28 protein-coding genes are annotated in these 19,336 nt (G+C 39.6%); 10 read left to right on the top strand and 18 right to left on the bottom strand.

All coding sequences use genetic code 11. From position 1 onward, the window contains the following. Nucleotides 1-69 precede the first annotated feature (69 nt). Together WKH56_RS22060 and WKH56_RS22065 are read left to right on the top strand one after the other, a co-directional pair. Nucleotides 70-639, top strand: a complete 570-nt coding sequence (locus WKH56_RS22060; protein WP_034270344.1) for a GNAT family N-acetyltransferase — start codon at nt 70-72, stop codon at nt 637-639. Between the two features lie 191 nt (nt 640-830). Next, a complete protein-coding gene (locus WKH56_RS22065; protein WP_168760335.1) occupies nt 831-1,046 on the top strand; it encodes a hypothetical protein in 216 nt (71 codons plus the stop codon). Here the strand turns inward: WKH56_RS22065 and WKH56_RS22070 are convergent. Continuing rightward, the gene (locus WKH56_RS22070) at nt 1,039-1,863 is read right to left on the bottom strand and encodes a 5'-nucleotidase, lipoprotein e(P4) family (RefSeq protein ID WP_028414438.1); all 825 of its coding nucleotides are present in this window, start codon (nt 1,861-1,863) and stop codon (nt 1,039-1,041) included. The two genes, WKH56_RS22065 and WKH56_RS22070, sit on opposite strands and share 8 nt — an antisense overlap. A gap of 417 nt (nt 1,864-2,280) precedes the next feature. On the opposite strand from WKH56_RS22070, the gene WKH56_RS22075 reads away from it, so the two are divergent. Next, nucleotides 2,281-2,913: a YitT family protein gene (locus tag WKH56_RS22075; RefSeq protein ID WP_028414439.1), complete on the top strand. Its 633-nt coding sequence runs from the start codon at nt 2,281-2,283 to the stop codon at nt 2,911-2,913. 40 nt (nt 2,914-2,953) lie between these two features. On the opposite strand, the gene WKH56_RS22080 is transcribed toward WKH56_RS22075, so the two are convergent. Continuing rightward, a complete protein-coding gene (locus WKH56_RS22080) occupies nt 2,954-3,952 on the bottom strand; it encodes an NADP-dependent oxidoreductase (RefSeq protein ID WP_028409240.1) in 999 nt (332 codons plus the stop codon). Nucleotides 3,953-4,080: 128 nt separating this feature from the next. Here WKH56_RS22080 and WKH56_RS22085 point away from each other — a divergent pair, with 128 nt between their 5' ends. After that, entirely contained in the window at nt 4,081-4,308 is a 228-nt protein-coding gene (locus tag WKH56_RS22085) for a hypothetical protein (RefSeq protein ID WP_048018940.1), read from the top strand. A gap of 86 nt (nt 4,309-4,394) precedes the next feature. On the opposite strand, the gene WKH56_RS22090 is transcribed toward WKH56_RS22085, so the two are convergent. Beyond that, entirely contained in the window at nt 4,395-4,829 is a 435-nt protein-coding gene (locus WKH56_RS22090) for a hypothetical protein (protein WP_048018939.1), read from the bottom strand. Nucleotides 4,830-5,080: 251 nt separating this feature from the next. Here WKH56_RS22090 and WKH56_RS22095 point away from each other — a divergent pair, with 251 nt between their 5' ends. Next, entirely contained in the window at nt 5,081-5,539 is a 459-nt protein-coding gene (locus tag WKH56_RS22095; RefSeq protein ID WP_047750500.1) for a GyrI-like domain-containing protein, read from the top strand. A gap of 28 nt (nt 5,540-5,567) precedes the next feature. Here WKH56_RS22095 and WKH56_RS22100 read toward each other — a convergent pair whose 3' ends face one another. After that, nucleotides 5,568-6,041: a hypothetical protein gene (locus tag WKH56_RS22100; RefSeq protein WP_063247343.1), complete on the bottom strand. Its 474-nt coding sequence runs from the start codon at nt 6,039-6,041 to the stop codon at nt 5,568-5,570. 98 nt (nt 6,042-6,139) lie between these two features. Beyond that, complete coding sequence (locus WKH56_RS22105) at nt 6,140-6,265, bottom strand: hypothetical protein (protein ID WP_016764808.1); 126 nt, start codon at nt 6,263-6,265, stop codon at nt 6,140-6,142. Between the two features lie 302 nt (nt 6,266-6,567). On the opposite strand from WKH56_RS22105, the gene WKH56_RS22110 reads away from it, so the two are divergent. After that, nucleotides 6,568-7,452, top strand: coding sequence for a YitT family protein (locus WKH56_RS22110; protein WP_033580547.1), 885 nt, complete (start codon nt 6,568-6,570; stop codon nt 7,450-7,452). A 37-nt stretch (nt 7,453-7,489) separates the two neighbouring features. Here WKH56_RS22110 and WKH56_RS22115 read toward each other — a convergent pair whose 3' ends face one another. The 9 genes from WKH56_RS22115 to WKH56_RS22155 form a co-directional block, all read right to left on the bottom strand. Continuing rightward, the gene (locus WKH56_RS22115; protein WP_310883940.1) at nt 7,490-8,248 is read right to left on the bottom strand and encodes a cytochrome c oxidase assembly protein; all 759 of its coding nucleotides are present in this window, start codon (nt 8,246-8,248) and stop codon (nt 7,490-7,492) included. Further along, nucleotides 8,241-8,723 carry a DUF2243 domain-containing protein gene (locus tag WKH56_RS22120; protein ID WP_047750497.1) on the bottom strand — a complete coding sequence of 161 codons (483 nt, stop codon included), beginning with the start codon at nt 8,721-8,723 and terminating at the stop codon, nt 8,241-8,243. The genes WKH56_RS22115 and WKH56_RS22120 overlap by 8 nt, the downstream gene beginning before the upstream one ends. A 1,201-nt stretch (nt 8,724-9,924) precedes the next feature. Continuing rightward, nucleotides 9,925-10,335 carry a disulfide oxidoreductase gene (locus WKH56_RS22125; protein ID WP_028414446.1) on the bottom strand — a complete coding sequence of 137 codons (411 nt, stop codon included), beginning with the start codon at nt 10,333-10,335 and terminating at the stop codon, nt 9,925-9,927. Then, nucleotides 10,335-11,042, bottom strand: a complete 708-nt coding sequence (locus WKH56_RS22130; RefSeq protein WP_033580543.1) for a DsbA family protein — start codon at nt 11,040-11,042, stop codon at nt 10,335-10,337. The genes WKH56_RS22125 and WKH56_RS22130 overlap by 1 nt, the downstream gene beginning before the upstream one ends. A gap of 36 nt (nt 11,043-11,078) precedes the next feature. Further along, the gene (locus WKH56_RS22135; protein WP_028414448.1) at nt 11,079-11,930 is read right to left on the bottom strand and encodes a M56 family metallopeptidase; all 852 of its coding nucleotides are present in this window, start codon (nt 11,928-11,930) and stop codon (nt 11,079-11,081) included. A gap of 3 nt (nt 11,931-11,933) precedes the next feature. Next, a complete protein-coding gene (locus WKH56_RS22140; protein WP_028414449.1) occupies nt 11,934-12,347 on the bottom strand; it encodes a BlaI/MecI/CopY family transcriptional regulator in 414 nt (137 codons plus the stop codon). Between the two features lie 84 nt (nt 12,348-12,431). Next, entirely contained in the window at nt 12,432-12,569 is a 138-nt protein-coding gene (locus WKH56_RS22145) for a YvrJ family protein (protein WP_028414450.1), read from the bottom strand. Between the two features lie 55 nt (nt 12,570-12,624). Continuing rightward, nucleotides 12,625-12,837 carry a DUF2922 domain-containing protein gene (locus WKH56_RS22150; RefSeq protein WP_013057867.1) on the bottom strand — a complete coding sequence of 71 codons (213 nt, stop codon included), beginning with the start codon at nt 12,835-12,837 and terminating at the stop codon, nt 12,625-12,627. 15 nt (nt 12,838-12,852) lie between these two features. Beyond that, nucleotides 12,853-13,071 (bottom strand): DUF1659 domain-containing protein, encoded by a 219-nt coding sequence (locus WKH56_RS22155; protein WP_013057868.1) that lies wholly within the window; start codon nt 13,069-13,071, stop codon nt 12,853-12,855. 118 nt (nt 13,072-13,189) lie between these two features. Here WKH56_RS22155 and WKH56_RS22160 point away from each other — a divergent pair, with 118 nt between their 5' ends. Beyond that, a complete protein-coding gene (locus WKH56_RS22160; protein WP_028414451.1) occupies nt 13,190-13,633 on the top strand; it encodes a hypothetical protein in 444 nt (147 codons plus the stop codon). Between the two features lie 38 nt (nt 13,634-13,671). Here the strand turns inward: WKH56_RS22160 and WKH56_RS22165 are convergent, their stop codons facing one another. Beyond that, entirely contained in the window at nt 13,672-13,818 is a 147-nt protein-coding gene (locus tag WKH56_RS22165) for a hypothetical protein (RefSeq protein ID WP_165351766.1), read from the bottom strand. A gap of 157 nt (nt 13,819-13,975) precedes the next feature. Beyond that, a complete protein-coding gene (locus tag WKH56_RS22170) occupies nt 13,976-15,298 on the bottom strand; it encodes an AlbA family DNA-binding domain-containing protein (RefSeq protein WP_028414452.1) in 1,323 nt (440 codons plus the stop codon). Nucleotides 15,299-15,447: 149 nt separating this feature from the next. Between WKH56_RS22170 and WKH56_RS22175 the strand changes: the two genes are divergently transcribed. Beyond that, nucleotides 15,448-16,002: an HAD-IIIA family hydrolase gene (locus WKH56_RS22175; RefSeq protein WP_310883941.1), complete on the top strand. Its 555-nt coding sequence runs from the start codon at nt 15,448-15,450 to the stop codon at nt 16,000-16,002. Here WKH56_RS22175 and WKH56_RS22180 read toward each other — a convergent pair. After that, nucleotides 15,953-16,528, bottom strand: a complete 576-nt coding sequence (locus tag WKH56_RS22180; protein WP_310883942.1) for a poly-gamma-glutamate hydrolase family protein — start codon at nt 16,526-16,528, stop codon at nt 15,953-15,955. The two genes, WKH56_RS22175 and WKH56_RS22180, sit on opposite strands and share 50 nt — an antisense overlap. Nucleotides 16,529-16,765: 237 nt before the next feature. Between WKH56_RS22180 and WKH56_RS22185 the strand changes: the two genes are divergently transcribed. Then, nucleotides 16,766-17,299: a TetR/AcrR family transcriptional regulator gene (locus WKH56_RS22185; RefSeq protein ID WP_048018933.1), complete on the top strand. Its 534-nt coding sequence runs from the start codon at nt 16,766-16,768 to the stop codon at nt 17,297-17,299. After that, entirely contained in the window at nt 17,296-17,622 is a 327-nt protein-coding gene (locus WKH56_RS22190) for a DMT family transporter (RefSeq protein WP_013057875.1), read from the top strand. The genes WKH56_RS22185 and WKH56_RS22190 overlap by 4 nt, the downstream gene beginning before the upstream one ends. 97 nt (nt 17,623-17,719) lie before the next feature. Here WKH56_RS22190 and WKH56_RS22195 read toward each other — a convergent pair whose 3' ends face one another. Next, on the bottom strand, nt 17,720-19,297 hold the full coding sequence (locus WKH56_RS22195; protein ID WP_310883943.1) for a peptide chain release factor 3: 1,578 nt from the start codon (nt 19,295-19,297) through the stop codon (nt 17,720-17,722). Between the last annotated feature and the right edge of the window lie 39 nt (nt 19,298-19,336).

Consider the following 19,336-nt stretch of genomic DNA (forward strand, 5'->3'; position numbering starts at 1 on the left):
AACTAGATGTTAGAACTGCCTACACGCTACGCTTATCTCAGCAGGCCCATCATCACAGGAGGCTTTCGTATGTTTGAATACAAAATTGATGACGAAGTTAGTTTGCATTTAATTGAATCAACTGACGCTTTCCCCTTGCTTTCTCTTATTAACGAGTCAAGACCTTACCTAAAAGAATGGCTCCCATGGGTAGATAGCATGCAAAGTATTGCTGACTATGATGAACTCATCCCTGAATGGAGAGCTCAATACTATAATAACCAAGGGTTCCAGGCGATCATTCGGTACTACGGAGAAATCGCCGGAATGATTGGTTTCCACGGAATTAATTGGGGAAATAAAAGTACAAGTCTCGGCTATTGGATTGGACATGATTTCCAAGGAAAAGGCATTATGACAAGAGCAGTACACGGATGCCTGAATTATGCATTTAATACGTTAAACCTTCATCGAGTCGAAATACGCTGCGGCATTAATAATGAAAAAAGCAAAGCCATCCCTACGCGTCTAGGTTTTACGGAAGAAGGCATTTGCAGAGAAGGTGAATATCTATATGACCACTACCACGATCTTGTAATTTATGGCATGTTAAAACACGAGTGGAAGCAAGCTCCTTATGCTCCGTGGCTTCTTTCTTAAAAAGCAGGATCATTTGTACAAGCTATCGTTTAAATAGGGTATAGTAAAAAGATTAAAAGAAGCTGGGACAACAATATGTGAGTTGAAGAGAAATCCGAACGAGGTTGATTCTTAATGAAGAATCAACCTCGTTCGGATTTTTTATTGTGATGCTGAACACAGGTTTCATTCAATGCAGGTGATACCAGCTGTTGATTGGAGGGCAAGACGAAGACTCCTGCGGGAAAAGCGGAATAGATGAGACCCCGCAGGGGAGAAGCGACGAGGAGGCTCATCGGCCGCCCGCGGAAAGCGAAGTCTTGTACGGAAATCAACAGCGGTGTAACAAGCGGTTCAGCTCATGTATCCAATTTGTTCGCCTTTTGATTGGAGCGATTTCGTTATGTTTCAACCTATTTTTTAATTAAAATATTGAAGCTGTTCGCGGCGAAGCTTATCTTTTTGTTTGTCCGAAATTGAGTAGTCGTAGTTATAAATAGCTCCTTCCCAATCTCCATACATTGGATTTGGAAACACAATTAGCTTTTGACCAAATGCTTCTTTTTGTTCTTCTACAAGCTTATTTCGATCGTTCATCGACTTTTTATCAAAGCCGCTAAAATCAGATAAGTTATCACCAAACAGAAGGACTACATTATGATTCGTCGCTACTTTTTGACGGCGCGTTTCTTTTCCTTCGTCTTTTGGACCCGTCAACAGCACATGGTCTTTGGTTGCTTGAGGAATATGTAAATTCTTTAGGTTTTTAATTGTTGCCTCAAGCTGAGAAGTTGTACGGCCTGAAATGTAGTAAATATCTACACCTTTTTGATCTGCATACGTCAAGAAATCGACAGCACCTGGCACTGCTTTCGCTTTTGCTGCTTGCACCCATTCATCCCACTTATAAGGGAATCCTTTACCCGTTTTGATGGCTGAAGCTTGAAATGGGCTATTATCAAGCACGGTTTCATCTAAATCCAAAATAATGGCAGGCTTTTTATCGGTACTTTTTGCAAGCGCCTCATCTAAACGAAGCTTCCCTGTATTATAGCCTTGGTAATACAAAGCTTTCATTTCGCCGGATGTTTGGTACCAAGCGTCCGCCATAATTTGCTGATCAGCTAGATTTTGAACGGGTTCTTTTTTCTCAGCAGAAACCTCTTTTTCCTGCTGAGGGGCACATGCTGTAAGCGAAAAAGCAAGTACAGCCACCCCTGTCAACGCTGATAATTTCTTATTCATTTTGCATCCACTTCCATCTCTACATATTTTCACGCTAATAATGTTATATATTACCTCAATCAAACAAAAAATCAACAAAAATACGAATAATATTTTAATTAATAATTAAAATAGTTCGTTTTAACTGATATTCCTTCCCTTTTTTTGACCATTATCCAAATATTTGTTTATACATTTTCCAAAATCCGTTTTTCTCATTCTTTCTTTTTAATCTTTTTTTAGAAACATATCGGCTTATCACTCATTTGCTCCAGAAGAACTCAATAAATCTGAATTATCTAACTTTTTATCTTGTGTTAGATTCTCTCACAAAAGTGCTTTTTTTTGAAAAGATATATAGTAAAATAGATTTTGTGAATTAAAAGACGGTGTTTTCTATCGAAAGTATTGTATAAATATACAAAAGGGGATGGAGATATGAATCACGTAAAACAATGGGGATGGATTACCTTTGGCTGCTTATGCGTTGCCATCGGAATTCAATTTTTAACCGCTTCTAACCTCGTTATTGGCGGAACGGCAGGACTTGGCATTGTGCTGCAGCATTTAACCGGTATTTCATTTGGGGTATTGTTCTTTATCATCAATCTACCGTTTTATTTTATGGCTCTTACACAAATTGGACTACAGTTTACGATAAAAAGCTTCATCAGCGTTAGCTTGATGTCAGTGATGTCCGATTTATTAGCTGCCAACTTTTCATTTGCACTTCCGCATCCGCTTGTAGCCGCGGTTATGGGCGGCATTATCGTCGGCATTGGACTAATCTTTTTGTTTCGTCACGGCTCTTCTCTTGGCGGAATCAACATGCTATGCGTGTTTCTTGATAAGAGGTTTGGCATTAATCCAGGTAAAACAATGCTTTTGACAGATGTGCTGATTGTAGGCTCTGCAACAGTGGTATTCGGCGTAGTTCAAGTTCTTTATTCATTAATCGGTATCTTCATCATGACAGGACTGCTTGGACGCTATCACAAACGCTCGCCAATCGAACGAACTGGTGAACATATCGAAGAAGAAGCCAAGCAACAAACGGCTTCAACTATGTAAAAAAACCGTGCGGAAATGATCCCGCACGGTTTTTTTACGCTTATTCTGCTACTTTTACAAGCTGTTTTCCTAAGTTTGCTCCTTCGAATAACCCAAGGAACGCTTCAGGTACATTTTCAAAACCTTCTACAACGTTTTCGCTGTACTTGATTTTCCCTTGCTGCACCCATTCGCCTAACTGCTTAATGCCTTCAGGGAATTTGTCAGCATAGTCGGCTACGATAAACCCTTTCATTAGCGCACTGTTAATTAATAAAGGTGTTTGAACACGTGGTCCAACATCTTGTTTTTCTAAGTTATACAGTGAAATTTGGCCGCAAAGTGGAATGCGCGCAAATTTATTTAATAAGCTAACAACTGCATCTGAAATCTCTCCGCCGACGTTTTCAAAGTAAACATCAACTCCATTAGGACACGCTTCTTTCAATGCTTCTTTCACATTTCCTTTTTTGTAATTAATCACTTCATCAAATCCGAGCTCATCTTTTAAATAAGCAATTTTATCTTCAGAACCTGCGATGCCGACAACACGTGCGCCTTTAATTTTAGCGATTTGACCAACAACAGATCCAACAGCACCTGCTGCACCGGAAACGACTACTGTTTCGCCTTCTTTTGGCTGACCGATTTCAAGCAGTCCAAAGTAAGCTGTGAGACCAGGCATACCAAGAACGCCGATAGCCGTTGTAATTGGCGCTAGCTCTGGATCAACTTTCTGTAAGTTTTTTGCTTCTGCGGCTGAATAGCGTTTCCAAGGAAGCATACCCGTCACGATATCGCCTTCTTTAAAGCGATCTGATTTTGATTCCGTTACGCGTGCTACAATGCCGCCTGCAAGCGGTGCGTTTAGCTCAAATGGAGGAACATATGATTTTGTATCGTTCATGCGTCCTCTCATATACGGATCAACAGAAAGGTAAAGTGTTTGAACAAGTACCTCGCCTTCTTTCGCTGTAGGCATTTCAATTTTTTCGTATTTAAACGTATCTTTTGTTGGCATTCCCTTTGGGCGTTCTGCTAATAAAATTTGTTCATTCATCGATATCGCTCCTTTTTATTTCTCTGTTTTTTGTAAAATGTGCTAAACTTACCTTTGTTATTTTAAATTATATATTGTGCACAACGCAAAAAATATGATTGTGCAATAACACCGAAGGAGAAAAAGACATGGAGCTAATGCGCTGTAAAGAAAATGTTGTTAAAAAACTAAACGAGTTTGTTGAAGTAACTCCCCCCGTTATTTTGTTTAAAAAAGGCAATATGTATCCGATTAAAATGGATATCAACTATAACTGGATTGCCACGGATGAACAAGGTCATGAGCATATTGTCGCTTCAAACACAAAGAACGTGCAGGACGACTACTGGTTTAGCTACCATTTTGACTTATATTAAGGAGTTTCCCGGATTTACTCTTCATAAACGTTATATAAATAAAGTGTTGTATTAGTAAAAACAGCGCCAGAATTCTGGCGCTGTTTTTATGTAGTAATCGCAATTGTACGGGTGGTCGTTTGAACGGTCACCCCAGTTGAAGAACGGACAAAAAATTCCATTCTGACTGAGTACGTGTATGTACCAATTGATGCTACTGTATCTACCCATGTAAAAGAAAGAACATTTTGCTGAGTGAATGATAGTGTTAAAACGGCTGCAGCTCCTTGCTGTAAATTCTGTGAAAACAAAAGCTGAGAATTTCTATATACTCTAAGTGTTACCCCGTATTGATAACTAGTTAATCCAAGAGGAATGTTTGCTTCAACTGTAGCAAATCCATCTATCTTCATCTTCTGATTGTTTTTTTTGGTCTCAGCATTTACTGTTAAAATGCTCGTTTCAGAACCGTAAGTCAACGACTGCACGCTTTGAGACTGCGATGAAAATATATTCAGCTGGCTTTGAATCAAGTCTCCCATTACTTTCCCTCCCTTTATTTATATGGAATATACGGTAATAAAGTATATACTTACCTTTTGGTTTACATGACTAAGAGTTCAAAGACCTCCTTAAACCAGCTTGTTAAAACTATTTATTAATTCACAAAAGCTGGCTACTGTAATGTTCCATTTTCTGCATCGATATCTACTTAAGATTATGTTACAATCACGGTAAAGTAATTTATGATTGATAGAATAAAAGCTAGAGCTTGAAAAATTCGAGGTGGATTATGCAAGGTAAAGTTGTATATAAAGAAGGATTTTCAGTGATAGGCATAGCAAAAAACGGAGAGTATCAAAAAGAGAATCTTTTGAAGCAAATACTTAAAGAAAAAGAAATGATTACTTCTTCAAAAGAACCTCATATGATTACAGGCATTTGCATGGCTCCGAAAAGAGAAAATTATTTTTATATTGCAGGTACAGAAGTGGCTGATACGGCTTGTATTCCAAGCGGTATGAGCGTTCATACGTTTCCTTCGTTTACATACCTGCAGTTTAAACACAGAGGTCCCATTACATCGCTTGGGTCGACGTATAACAGCATCTGGAATGAATGGCTGCCGAACTCTCCTTACAGCATGATTGAAGGTCCTGCTCTTGAAATTGTAAATACAGCTATACACGGCAATTTATATAGTGATACATATGAAATGGATATTTATATTCCCATAAAGCTTGGACATTAAAAAAGGTGAACTTACGTTCACCTTTTTCCTATTTTTGCAGCTGTTTATATAAATGATAAAGAGTAAAAACGCACTCTGGATGACGCTCTTTATGGTTAAAAAAGCCATGGGGAAACATGAGTGAAAGATTCCCTTTTTCAATTCCGGTCACATACTTGTTTTCCATAAGCGGATATTCTTTCACGACCCAGCGCGCTTCATCAATCGTAGACGTAACCACCTCACCAAAGTATACGCCCATACACTCTTCGAATTCTTCTTTTGTCATTGAAAAACAGTCAAAGCGATCGCCGTCTTCTAGATCATAGTAAAGAAGCTCTAATATTTTCAAACTTTCATCTGTAAAATCAACGGTGAATTCAGCTACCGCTTTGCTTATTTCATGAATGTGATTCATGCACTGTTCGCGCACTTGATGATAGTAATAGCTAGCTTCAAACTGATGTTCACACGTCACTAGCGATTCTCCGTATGATGCTGTTAGATCATGATGCTTGCTCATGCTGACACCTCCACGCTAAGCTTATGGAGCAAGTATAACATTAACCAAGCTACTATTGAGCATCTTCCATTAACAACCTATTCGCGGCAATATTAGGTTCACTTCTTACTCATTATTCTGCCGTACACAAATCCTCCGCTAACAAGAAGAATACCGCTAATTAATACGCTGCTTAAAAAGATTTGCGAATGCATCAAGTGATTATACATCATCCACACGCTCATTTCGTCATCTCCTTTTGGCCTTTTTTAACTAGTATCCCCGATTTTCTTGCCGCACATGCCGGCATTTTCATCATTTTTTCATCAAGCCTCTATATAGTTAAAGCCGTGAAGCCAACTATCTTTTTTCATCGTTTTACTCCTTAAAAAGCCTGCTTATGACTCTAAAGTAGGCTTTTTTTATAGGTTGAAACAAGTAATTAAGCCGTCTATCCCCACTAATTGTGCATAGTAAGGTATAATTAAAGATAGTTTCACTTTTCTAAAGTGAGAAATACATAGGAGACATCAAAGGAGACATGCAAATGACAGAACTCGAAAAAGCGAAAATTCAGCACCGAAAGCTGTCCAAGGGGCAGGTATTTGGTAGGGCTATCGCCATTGCGATCGGTGCCCTGCTCATGGCCACAGGACTTGAAATCTTCCTTGTTCCAAACCACGTTGTTGACGGAGGAATTACCGGTATTTCCATCATGCTTTCGCATATTACCGGCGTAAATCTAGGAATCTTTCTTTTTGTACTAAATCTTCCGTTTGTATTTATCGGGTACAAGCAAATGGGAAAAACATTTGCCCTTTCCACTATTTTTGGCATACTGGTTTTATCCATCTTAACTTCTAGGTTTCACCATGTCCCCGCGTTTACCGCAGACGTTCTCCTTGCTACCGTTTTTGGAGGGATTATTCTCGGAATTGGAATTGGACTCGTAATTCGCTACGGCGGAGCGCTTGACGGTACGGAGATACTTGCCATTTTAATCAGTAAAAAAATTCCGTTTTCTGTAGGAGAAATTGTAATGTTTTTCAACTTCTTCATTTTAGGAGCAGCGGGATTTGTGTTCACGTGGGACCGCGCCATGTATTCTATCCTTGCGTACATCATTGCGGCTAAAGCCATTGATACAGTTGTAGAAGGATTGGAAGAATCAAAATCAGCTTGGATTATTAGTGATCATTCTGATGACATCGGCGATGCGATTAATGCGCGTCTAGGTCGAGGCGTTACCTATTTGCACGGTGAAGGTGCTTATACGGGCGATGATAAAAAAGTGATTTTCTGCATCATTACGCGCCTTGAAGAATCAAAGCTAAAAACCATTGTTGAAGATTTTGATCCTACTGCCTTTTTAGCCGTTGCAGATATTACCGAAGTCCGCGGCGGACGCTTTAAAAAACGAAACATTCACTAAAAAAACGCGCAGAAAGCATGATGCTTTCTGCGCGTTTTTATGTAAAAGAGACTTTTTGAACCCGCTTAAACCATTCATAACAAAGAAGTACAATTAAACATAAGTCGATTAAATCGCCTCCGTAATACATCAGCATAGCCCCTTGCTGCGCCTCTTCTACCGAGACGTGCATAGGCGGGTGAGCGTACACATATTTTGATAAAATACCGTGAGCGGCAAGAGCAAGAACCAATACGGACGCTCGGTGCGTAAAAGCTTTTTGATGCGGCGAAGGATCAATTGAAATCATCGATACGGTGAATAAATAGCCGGCTAAAAATACATGAATATGTACAGCGACATGCACGAAAAAAGAGTGATGCATCATGCCATACAGACTCGTTGTATAAAGAATCCAAAGTCCTCCTACGTTAAGAACAGAAGCTGTCACCGGACTGCTGATGAACCGAACAAACCGCCTTTTTAAAAGTTTTGACACCTTTCTGGCTGCATGAACCGGAAGCGTGCGAAGCAGCAGTGTAAGAGGTGCTCCTAACGCCATTAAAAGCGGAGCTAGCATACCTAAAAGCAAATGCCCTGTCATATGCGCGGTAAAGTCCATATGAGCACGAGCTGCGAGCGGTCCTGCTACAGAAGATATGGCGCATAAAATACCAAGTGTCCAGCTGGACGTCCTATATAATGACCATTTTCTATACGTTGCATTTGAAGACGTTACAGCCCACACGTATAAAAAAAAGGCAACGACAAAAGGCAGGGCTAATAAAAGCTGAGATAGTACTTCATATTTAATCATGATGTGCACCTTGTTTACGTGTAAACCATGTTAACATGATGCCAATAAGCAGCATCAAACATGCAAGTACATTCCACGTAATGTCGTAAGGTGCAATCTTCACTCCGTACCGAATTTGGTGAAGGCCCATAAGCTTATGCTGCACGGTCCCGTCATAAAGCTGAAACGCTCCCGCTCCAAGCAATACTCCTCCTATCCACCTTTTCACCCACCAGCCGCCCCGGCGCCTTAGATCTGCCACCATAAAAAGTGATGCGATTGTAGCGAACCAGCTGAATGCATGAAACAAACCATCCGACACTAAACCAGCGGCCGTTGTGGACTTATCATAAAAATGATGCCAATGAAGCAGCTGATGAAACACTGCTTCATCAATAAAAGCAACTAACCCTACGCCAAACAAAAAGCCTGACCAGCTATTTCGAGCGCGGTGAACCACGCGCTGATTTGCAGTTGCTTCGTGCTTCTTTTCCATATATATATCCCTCCCTGCCAGTTCTTTAAGTTTATATCGATTCTAATGAACGTATACCCTATTAAAGAGAAATGAATCTATAATATGGAAAAATAGGAGCTATATCCTAACCTCGTTTTCATTATCTTTTCACCATAAAGGTATAGGATAGTATTTGCGAAGCCAATTAACATATTTTTTCATAGTTTTACTCCCTTTCTAATGACCTGTTTCCCCAAAGCAGGTCTTTTTTATATCCCGCTTCTCTTTTCACCATTTTTTCACCATAAAGGTATAGGATAGTACTTGCGAAGCCAATTAGCATATTTTTTTCATAGTTTTACTCCTTTTGAAGACCTGCTTCCCCAGAGCAGGTCTTTTTTTTTATCCAGTTTCTTTTTTCATCATTTTTTCACCATAAAGGTATAAGATAGTACTTGCGAAGCCAATTAACATATTTTTTCATAGTTTTACTCCCTTTCTAATGACCTGTTTCCCCAAAACAGGTCTTTTTTATATCCCGCTTCTCTTTTCATCGTTTTTTCACCATAAAGGTATAGGATAGTACTTGCGAAGCCAATTAGCATATTTTTTTCATAGTTTTACTCCTTTTGAAGACCTGCTTCCCCAGAGCAGGTCTTTTTTTTTATCCAGTTTCTTTTTTCATCATTTTTTCACCATAAAGGTATAAGATAGTACTTGCGAAGCCAATTAACATATTTTTTCATAGTTTTACTCCCTTTCTAATGACCTGTTTCCCCAAAACAGGTCTTTTTTATATCCCGCTTCTCTTTTCATCGTTTTTTCACCATAAAGGTATAGGATAGTACTTGCGAAGCCAATTAGCATATTTTTTTCATAGTTTTACTCCTTTGTGAAGACCTGCTTCCCCAGAGCAGGTCTTTTTTTATTTTTTCTAAAAGCTTCCATCTTTTCACCGTTTTTTCACTTTTCTTTTGTATACTAAGTTTGTCAAAGCAATTTCATCATTTTTCATAAATGACCCCTATTTATTCCCCGCTTTTTGTGAGCGGGGCTTTTTTTATAAGAAAAGCATATTTTTTAAAAAAGCTTTTCTCTTTTCACCGTTTTTTCACTTTTCTTTTATATACTGTTCTTGTCAAAACAATTTCATCATTTTTCATAGATGTACCCTATTTGCACCCGCTTCTTGTAAGCGGGACTTTTTTTGTTTTCAGATAAAAAAAGCTTAACCCGGAGGTTAAGCTTTTTTCATCTGCTTGCGAAGAACAAGCATCATAATCGTAATAATGGTAAACGCAATAAACGCTAAAAAAGGAATGGTGATAAATCCAAGCCAGTTAATATATTGACCTGAGCAAGGAACACCGCTTGTACACGTTTCAAATGCTTTAAGAGCCGGTATCTTCTGCAGGCAATAATGATAGCCTGAAAGCGCCATACCAATCACCGAAAACGGCAGGACGTATTTGTAGATGAACGTATCATTCCGGTACACGGCTACGCCTAGCACAATCGCGAGCGGATACATTAAAATTCGCTGATACCAGCAAAGTTCGCACGGGATGAAGTGAAGAACTTCACTAAACGTCAAGCTTCCAAGCATCGCGATAAGCGCTGTAATCCACCCGAAAACCAAAGACTTGTTCATTATTTGTTCTCCTTAGCCGCATCTTTGACCATTTGATCAAAGTCATCGATTGTTTTTCCTTCGAATTTTTTGCCGCCTACATAAATGGTTGGTGTACCTGTGATGCCTAAGTCATTGGCTGTCTTCATATCTTGATTAAACGCATCTTTTCCTTTTCCGTCTTTAAATGCACTCGCTACTTTTTTCGCATCGGCATCGCTTGACACTTCTTTCAGCGTATCTTCTAAGTAGGATTCCGTTAAGACATCTTTCTTTTCGTCCGCTGCGTTTTGCTTTTTATAAAGAAGTTCATGGAATTTCCAAAATGTATCGTTTCCAAGCTCTTTGTATACCGTTTCGGCGAATTCTGCTGCACGAGAGGAGTCGTTGTTGATAAATGCATAGTTCATAAAGTAGAATTTCACTTTACCTGTATCCACATAATCTTTTTGAATCAGCGGGAAAAAGGATTCCGTGAAGTTTTTGCAAGCCGGGCATTTGTAATCTCCAAACTCTACCACTTCTACCGGAGCTGACTCTTTTCCAAGATACGGCTGATTATCATATGTAAGAGCGGCCTTTTCATCTCCTCCGCCCTTTGACATATTCGAAAGGACGATCAACCCTAAAATACAGACCGCAATAATTCCAATCACCCAAAAAATCCACTTGCTTGAGGATGTTTGCTGATTGGGCGTTACTTTTTTCTTTTTCTTTGCTTTTGACACAATCTCATCTCCTTCTTTTCTTTCTCTCTTACAAACTTACAAAGCTGTTAGAGCTGTAAAAATCAGCGCACACAAAATAAAAAACACGTATAGCGACGTCAGCGTTAAAATAACAGGAGGCTGCATCGGCATTTTCGTTTCCGGATTTAAAATATATTGAATGCGATAATTAACAGACGTATCAGCAAACGATACGTGCGCACACGAGAGACTTGTCTGTCCCGTTTTCACCATTTTTAAAAGCGCGCTGCCGATGTGAGCAGGCGTGCCATTTTTCACAATGGCATCTTGATCAGCCAGCACTTCACGCATAACTTTGAAGCGTTTATGGCTCCATTTAATAAATGGAATATACCATAATGCAGAGGCAAGCGTACTTAGCAAAAACGTTTTGAGCGGGTCTTTGTTTGCAACGTGCGACTGCTCGTGATAAATAACGGCTTCGAGTTCATTTTCATCAAGCACCGACAGCAACCCTGTAGACAGGACGATATGCGGTGTAAACAGCCCCATCGTTAAGGCAATGGGCTGATCTGTTGTTAAGACCGTTAAATCCTTTCCGTACGCTTTTTGCAGGTCAGCCGTTGTTGTTTCATCTCGCAGCTTCGTAATCATTTTACGGACTTTCCGCATTTGAATCACTTGCTTTACAGCTTTAATGAACAGTACAAACATCGTGTGAAAAATAACGGCATTCAGCATGTATTCAATAAAAAACAAGCCGAAAAAGTGGGCTACTTTGTTACAAAGTAAAATTAAGTTAAACGATAAATTCCATCCAAACAGCAAATGCAGCACATACATCCCCATTTGCATAAGCAACGTCACGGCAATAAAAAAGCACAGGTTAAAAATAAGCTTAGAACGCTTTAGTATTCCTTGATTCATTGATTATTCATCCTTTTTTAACTGTTTGACTTTTGATTCGAGCATACTTAACAGTGAATCATCGACTTCTTCTAGCGCATCAAGCATATGAGTAACAGCAAGCGAGCCAAATTCATCGATCAATTCGTGCGTTAACTCTTTCGACTGAGCGTCGATAAATTCCTCTTTAGAAAGAATCGGCTGATACATCGACGTACGTCCTTTTAAACGCTTTTGCAACACGCCTTTTTCCACCAATCGATTCATAACGGTCATAACGGTATTGAAGTTAACTGTTTTTTCTTTCTCAAGCACGTGCTGCACGTCTTTAATGGACATTTCACTTCCGTTCCATAAAGCCGTCATAATTTTTGCTTCAAGCGGGCCAAAAAAGCGATTAAGGCCGGTTTCGTTAAATTTGAATTTTTCAATTTTCATATTCGACACCTCACACTACTAATTGTAGTGTGAGGTGCCAAATCCGTCAACTTTTCCATGACAACCGCCTTACAATTGTCATAATCACTTTTTTACTTCATCGGTTAAATGCTGAATGGACAGCACAACTGTATCGAGCTTGGCTTCGATTCGGTGAAGTAAATAAAGCGTCACCACAATAGGAAACCCAACGTCTGAAACAAGCGTAAACCACTCTGCCATCTTCCTCTCTCCTTTTAAAAAAGCCCTTCGCACCTAAGTGGAAGGACTTTCATTTTTAAATCGTAAATTCGGTTACATTTCGCTCGACAATTTGGGCGCCTTTTCTGGCAACGAGCGCTCCGCCGCTTGAAGTAAAGACATCGCTTGCGATCAGCGCGTTCATTGCTGCTGTGATGGCTGCTGCGTCTAACGTATCTTTTGGTGATTCAATCGATAGGCTTACTGCTTTTTGTGACTCATTCAAAAACTGCATCGTTAAAGTTTTCATACTCTACCTCTTTTCTTATTTTAAAAGTGAAAACGTGACAACTTCGTTGATTTCAACAAGCGGCAGCGACTGCAGGCTGGCAATGGTTTCGCTTGCTGTAATGAGTGCATCTGCAGAACTTCCCGGCTGAATGTTCATATAGGATTTTGTCTTTAAATCGGGTTTTCCATCCTCTTTTATTCCTTGTTCTAATACTAAGCGAAGCTGGCTTGAATGCTGAATTTTTTCTGCCATCTTTTATTCCCCCTTTCACTTTATATATAGAAATGGAAATAGGAAAGAGGGATGATGGAAACACAAAAATTTTTGGTTTATAATGGGAGATAGTCTGAGTTAGAAAGAGGCTTTGGTAATGAGAAAGTGGAGCTTTTTATTTTTTGTTCTAGCATTCATGCATCCAGCTTCAGCACTTGCTGATGACGGTGCAGATGAAAAAAAGCTTGGTCCGTTTTACTACACGGTTTCTCATGATTATAGTCGAGAAAAATGGGATGTAGGGGTGTTAAATCAGCAAGACAAAACGAACATTCCTGAGACTGATTTGAACGATGAAACGCTAAAACTGTTTCAAAGCACGGTTGATGATTTAGCAGAGCTCGCGATTCGATTTGCTGCTATGAGCGTACTGCTTGTATGTTCACTCGTTGTTTTTACGTACTTTCGCATTCAAAAAAAACGCCCTTTTCTCCGCTTGTTTTTTATTTTTTCAAGCGTTGGCTTTCTATTTTGCGTCTATACATCATTGGAGTTATTTAAAAAAACTGAACAAGCAAAATCTTTATTTTACTTACTATGACTTGAAACCCAAAAAAACCAGCCGATCGGCTGGTTTTTTCATGCATTTCTTACGGTTATGTAGTTCTGTTCATACGTCATTTCTTCCGTTTGCTTTTGCTGCTCCAAATGGTAATAAGCAGCGCATACTCCTCCTAGACCAGCAAGTGCTAGGACAATTAGAAGTATGGATGTCGCTTTTTTCATTACTTTTTCTCCCCTTATGTTTAACCCTACCTAGCAACGGCAGCTGTAAAAAAGAGTCCCCTTTCTCTTCTTTACTTGCTCATTACTTACGAAAGATATTATCATACTTTTTTTCATTTTTGTCATTTTTTTAGCTATTGTCAAAAAATTGTATATTTTATACTCGGTTTAACGAATGTTTAAGAAAGTCCATGGACTGGTTTTTTGAAAGACCAAACGCCGTTACGATATAATCAACGTAGGCAAGAAGCTCGACGTTTCCCCCTAGTTTTGTTGTTTTAAATGATTGATTAAACCGATACTGCTTTTTATCTGAAAAGACGAGCCCTTCTTCTTCTAGAAATGTTTGAAACTGCTGATGCGGAAAGTAAAGCACATCATTTCGAACGTTCTCTAAATCAATTACAATAATCATGTCTTCGAGCTCAGTTTTTAATTCCATCATACAATCGATGTATCCGCCGATGCAGCTGATTAAAGATGTAAGAAAAAAGGGTCCGTTTATATATTGAAACTGCTCAAAAATCGTCTCATCAATGTAGCTTGAAATGCTGGATTTCAGCACGTCATGAATTTGTTTTGGTTCTTCCATATACGGAATAGGAATGTGAAACTTAGCTGATCCGTTATAAAACTGCTCCCACGCAATTGTTTTATCATATGCATCAATTACATCTGTGCTTCGAAAAATGATGGATTCCGCTGAATAAGAAGCTTTGACAAACGGTGTATGCAGCATCACCGTACTCTCATCGTCCAAACGATAGTGTTTTGGTTCGCTAGACTTGCTTAAAATATATTGCTTTAACCGTTCTTCTTCCATTTGTTCGATTAAATGCAAATCATATAGTGGCAGCACGTACATATTACACATCCCGTAATGAATATAGCTTTTCCCGTGCATCGGCCACTTTCTGTTATAGATAGACAGTTCTTTTGTGCAAAATTCCTCTATTCGCTGCGTTTGATCCTCCGATTTTTGATAAAGACGATCTAAATGATAGCGATCATCGATTTCCGTAACCGGAGATGTGCCGCTTCCAATTCTTCTGTAAATTTTCCCGTAAGACATGTACGGAGGGTTCGGACCTTCGGGAATCCAAATAACAAAAACACCTTGCCCGGGGTGATCTTCAGGTGATAAAAAGCGCGTAACGATACGAGGAATGGGATTGGTGACATCTTTCAGCATATTATTAATAAACAGCTCATATTCCTTGCGCTCGAGCAGGTTAATGGAATGGTCGTCTTCATCTACGCCAAAAATAAGCCACCCTCCTTTTTCATTGGCAAACGAAGCGATGATATTTGGGATTTTCCGTTTGACCGTTGAGCTTACTTCGCGCTTGAACTCAAGCTGATAGCCTTCTTCTAAATGTTTTTCCATCATGCGCTGCACATCTGAAAACTCAATTTCTCCAATTGTTTTTTTCTTTCCTTCTTCGCTTATAAATGGTGAATAAAACGATTCTTCGTTCACTTGTCTTCCCCCTCCTCACCACTTCTATTTAACTTATCCATATGATGAGAAGTAAAAAGACAGTCATCTTTCTTTGATTTTTTTCAAAAAACAAAATTTTTACCAAATTCATCCTGTTTTATATTATGATAGAAAAAGAGGTGAATAACATGATTGAAGCAATATTTTTAGACCGAGACGGAACGATTGGAGGCAGTAATGACATTCAATATCCAGGTGATTTTCAGCTGTTCCCCCAAGCAAAGCAAGCGATTAAAGACATAAAAAAACAAAACATTCCGCTGTTTTCCTTTACGAATCAGCCCGATGTTGCAAAAGGAAAGGTAAATAAATCACAGTTTATCTCTGAACTTTTAGCTTTTGGATTTGATGATGTTTACCTTTGTCCTCATGAAGATTCAGACGCCTGTTCGTGCCGCAAACCAAACCCCGGCATGCTGTTAAAAGCAGCGGAGGAGCACAGCTTAAATTTGGCTAACTGCATCGTGATTGGCGACCGGTGGAAAGACCTAGTAGCGGCCAGTGCAGCAGGCGCTCACTGCATTTTAGTGTTAACAGGTGCCGGGCATGACACGTTACATGAACAAGAAAAGTGGGCTGATGTACAACCAACTCTTATTGCAGCCGATATACAGAAAGCTGTTGAATTTATCTTTACATCACTGAGTTCACAGCCGATACTATCGCATTCACATACTCGTTGAACAGCTGCTCATCCTGTAATAATTGTTCATACTGCGGAGTGGTGATTTCAAGCTGCAGTCCTTTATGCCGCTGATTGTCGTTGGCGATATTTCGAGGTGAAACGCCTTTTAAATGTACGGGCGTTTTACTGATCGGAAAATTCGAAAGTGCTTGACGCACCGCTTTTTCTAACTTTTCGTCTCTTCCTCCAATATAAGTTGTGCAGACATCGCTATAGGCACCGTGAAGAGAAATTGTGATCTCTGATTTTTTCACAAGATGACGCGCCATTTCTTCATCGTAGTTTGCAGACGTAACATGTAATTCAAACGGATTTTCTGTTTTCAGCGTTTTAAATACGTACACCGTTGCGTTCAGCTTTTCTGCTATTTTTTCCGCTACTTCTTCTGTCCCAATTTCCATCGTTCCTCCGTGAATCGCAAGCACGACAATTTCTCTCCGGCGAATGACACACTCTATTTCGTAATCGATTCCGGCTCGTTCACACTGAGATAATTCTTGAAAACTTTGATACACATCCCTCATCTGTTTCTTCACACCTTTCTTTTATCTTTCATATACCCAGGCTTTAATTTTCCTTTTTCTTCATATAGTAAAAGTAGTAAACGGATTTACCCTTTGTTTACGCGTTCATTTTTGTTTTTATACTTTATATTTTAGTGTGCACAAAATTTTTTTTTGAAATTCGAAATAAAAGTATTGCCAAACAAACCGTCCAGACGGTAAAGTATTCTAGGGAAAATCAAAAAGGAGGAAATTCATGTGTCTACATATGATGATATATTGCTTGCGGCCACTCAGGTTGTGCAGCGTGACGGCGTTGGAAATTTGACGCTTGAAAAAGTAGCAAAAGAAGCCGGTGTTAGTAAAGGCGGCTTGTTGTACCACTTCTCATCAAAAGATGAATTGATTCAGCAAATGCTGTATTCAGTCACCAAGAAATATGATGACGGACTAAACGTACAAGTTGAACATGACAATTCTCCTGGCAAATGGAGCCGGGCTTATCTCGCTGAGACCCTTCATGACCTTCAGCGTGAACAAGCGATGAGCGCAGGGTTGCTTGCAGGTATTGCAACGAATCCTGAACTTCTGCAGCACCTTCAAAAACACTACGAAAAGTGGCAGCACCATATTGAACAAGATGGCATTGACCCTGTCCTTGCTACCATTGTGCGCTTAGCAGCCGATGGATTATGGTTCAGCCAAATGTTTGGGCTCGCACCCGTAGATCCAGACATGCAAAAACAGATTCAACAACAACTTCGGAAATTAACAGAGGAGGGTTTTCGATGAAAGCCTATTTATTTTTAGCAATTGCAATTAGTTCAGAGTTATTTGGTACATCTATGTTAAAAGCATCAAACGGATTTACAAAATTTTGGCCTAGTCTTGGTGTTTTATTAGGATTTGGTCTTGCTTTCTATGCGCTTTCCACATCGCTTCAGCACATTCCGCTCAGCGTTGCATACGCCATTTGGTCTGGTGTAGGAACTGCTGTGACAGCTGTGATTGGTGTAGTCATTTGGAAAGAAAGCGGCAGTCTTACGATGGTATTTGGCATCGTATTAATCATTGCAGGAGTCATTCTTTTAAATTTAAAATCAGTGGCTCATTAAAAAAAGAGCCAGTAAATACTGACTCTTAAGCAAAGGAGGAAAATCGACTGTCTACTTATGAAAGTAGTATGTATCGTTTTCCTTTTTTTATACTCTTTTATAGATTAAACGGATCTAGGAATTTAACAGATGGATATTTGTCCTGGAACAAACGCCATACAAAATCGTTTTCAAACATAAGAACAGCATGCTTATCACGATCTTCTACTAGCATCACGCGAGAATCTAGCATGCGATCTTCAATTGTTGCTTTGTCTACCCATTTTGCAATGTTGTGAGACATGCGTGTGAATTCAAGATCGACATTGTACTCACCTTTCATACGATGTTCAAATACTTGGAACTGAAGTTCACCGACTGCTCCTAAAATATAATCTCCAAAGAACGGCGTACGGTAAAGCTGTACCGCCCCTTCTTGTACAAGCTGATTAATTCCTTTTTCAAAGTGCTTGGATTTCATTGCGTTTTTCGCACGAACTTTTACAAACAGTTCAGGCGGGAACTTTGGAAGAGCGTCGAATTCGAATACTTTTCCCTCTCCTACAATGGTATCGCCAATTTGATACGTACCTGAGTCATACAAGCCAATGATATCCCCTGGATACGCTGTGTCTACTGTTTCACGGCTTGATGCCAAGAACTGATGAGACTGCGCTAGCTTCATTTTGCGGTTCGTTCTTGCTAATGTTACGTTCATTCCACGCTCGAATTTTCCTGAACATACGCGTACGAACGCAATGCGGTCGCGGTGAGCTGGGTTCATGTTCGCTTGAATTTTAAAGATGAAACCTGAGAAGTTTTCATCGGTAGGCTGAACGGTACCATTCGTTGATTCACGAGGCTGCGGCGGTGATGTTAATTGTAAAAATGAATTAAAGAAAGACTGTACGCCGAAGTTCGCAATCGCACTTCCGAAGAAAACAGGCGTTAATAAGCCTTGCTTTACTTTTTCAATTGAAAAATCATTACCTGCTTCGTCTAATAGAGATAAATCATCCACTAAGCCTGGTAAATACATTTCATCGACGTGTTTTTTAATTTCATCGTCGATATTTTCACCGTCAAAGTCTGCAAAATAAGACTCTTTGTTTCCTTGATACACTTCAATTTGCTTTGAAAAACGGTCATACGTTCCTTGGAATCGTTTCCCCATGCCAATTGGCCACGTTACAGGGTATGATTCGATACCAAGTACATCTTCAATTTCTTCAAGCAGCTCAAGCGGCTCTTTTCCTTCACGGTCTAATTTATTGATAAACGTTAGGATGGGAATACCGCGCATACGACAAACTTTAAAAAGCTTAAGCGTTTGTGCTTCAATTCCTTTTGTTCCGTCAATAACCATGACCGCACTATCTACAGCTGTTAAGGTACGATACGTATCCTCACTGAAGTCTTCGTGTCCTGGTGTATCCAAGATGTTAATAAAGTGATCTTTATACTCAAACTGCATAACACTTGATGTAACTGAAATTCCACGCTGTTTTTCAATTTCCATCCAGTCAGATGTAGCAAACTTGCCTGATTTTTTTCCTTTAACCGTTCCGGCTGAACGAATCATTCCGCCCAGTAACAGCATTTTTTCTGTTAACGTTGTTTTCCCGGCATCCGGGTGAGAAATAATGGCGAATGTACGACGTGAATCGACCATCGTTTCTTGAAGTTGGTTGTTCATACGTTTTAAAATCCTTTCTGCTCTACAATTCCTATTTTC

Source organism: Priestia sp. SB1 (assembly GCF_038898415.1).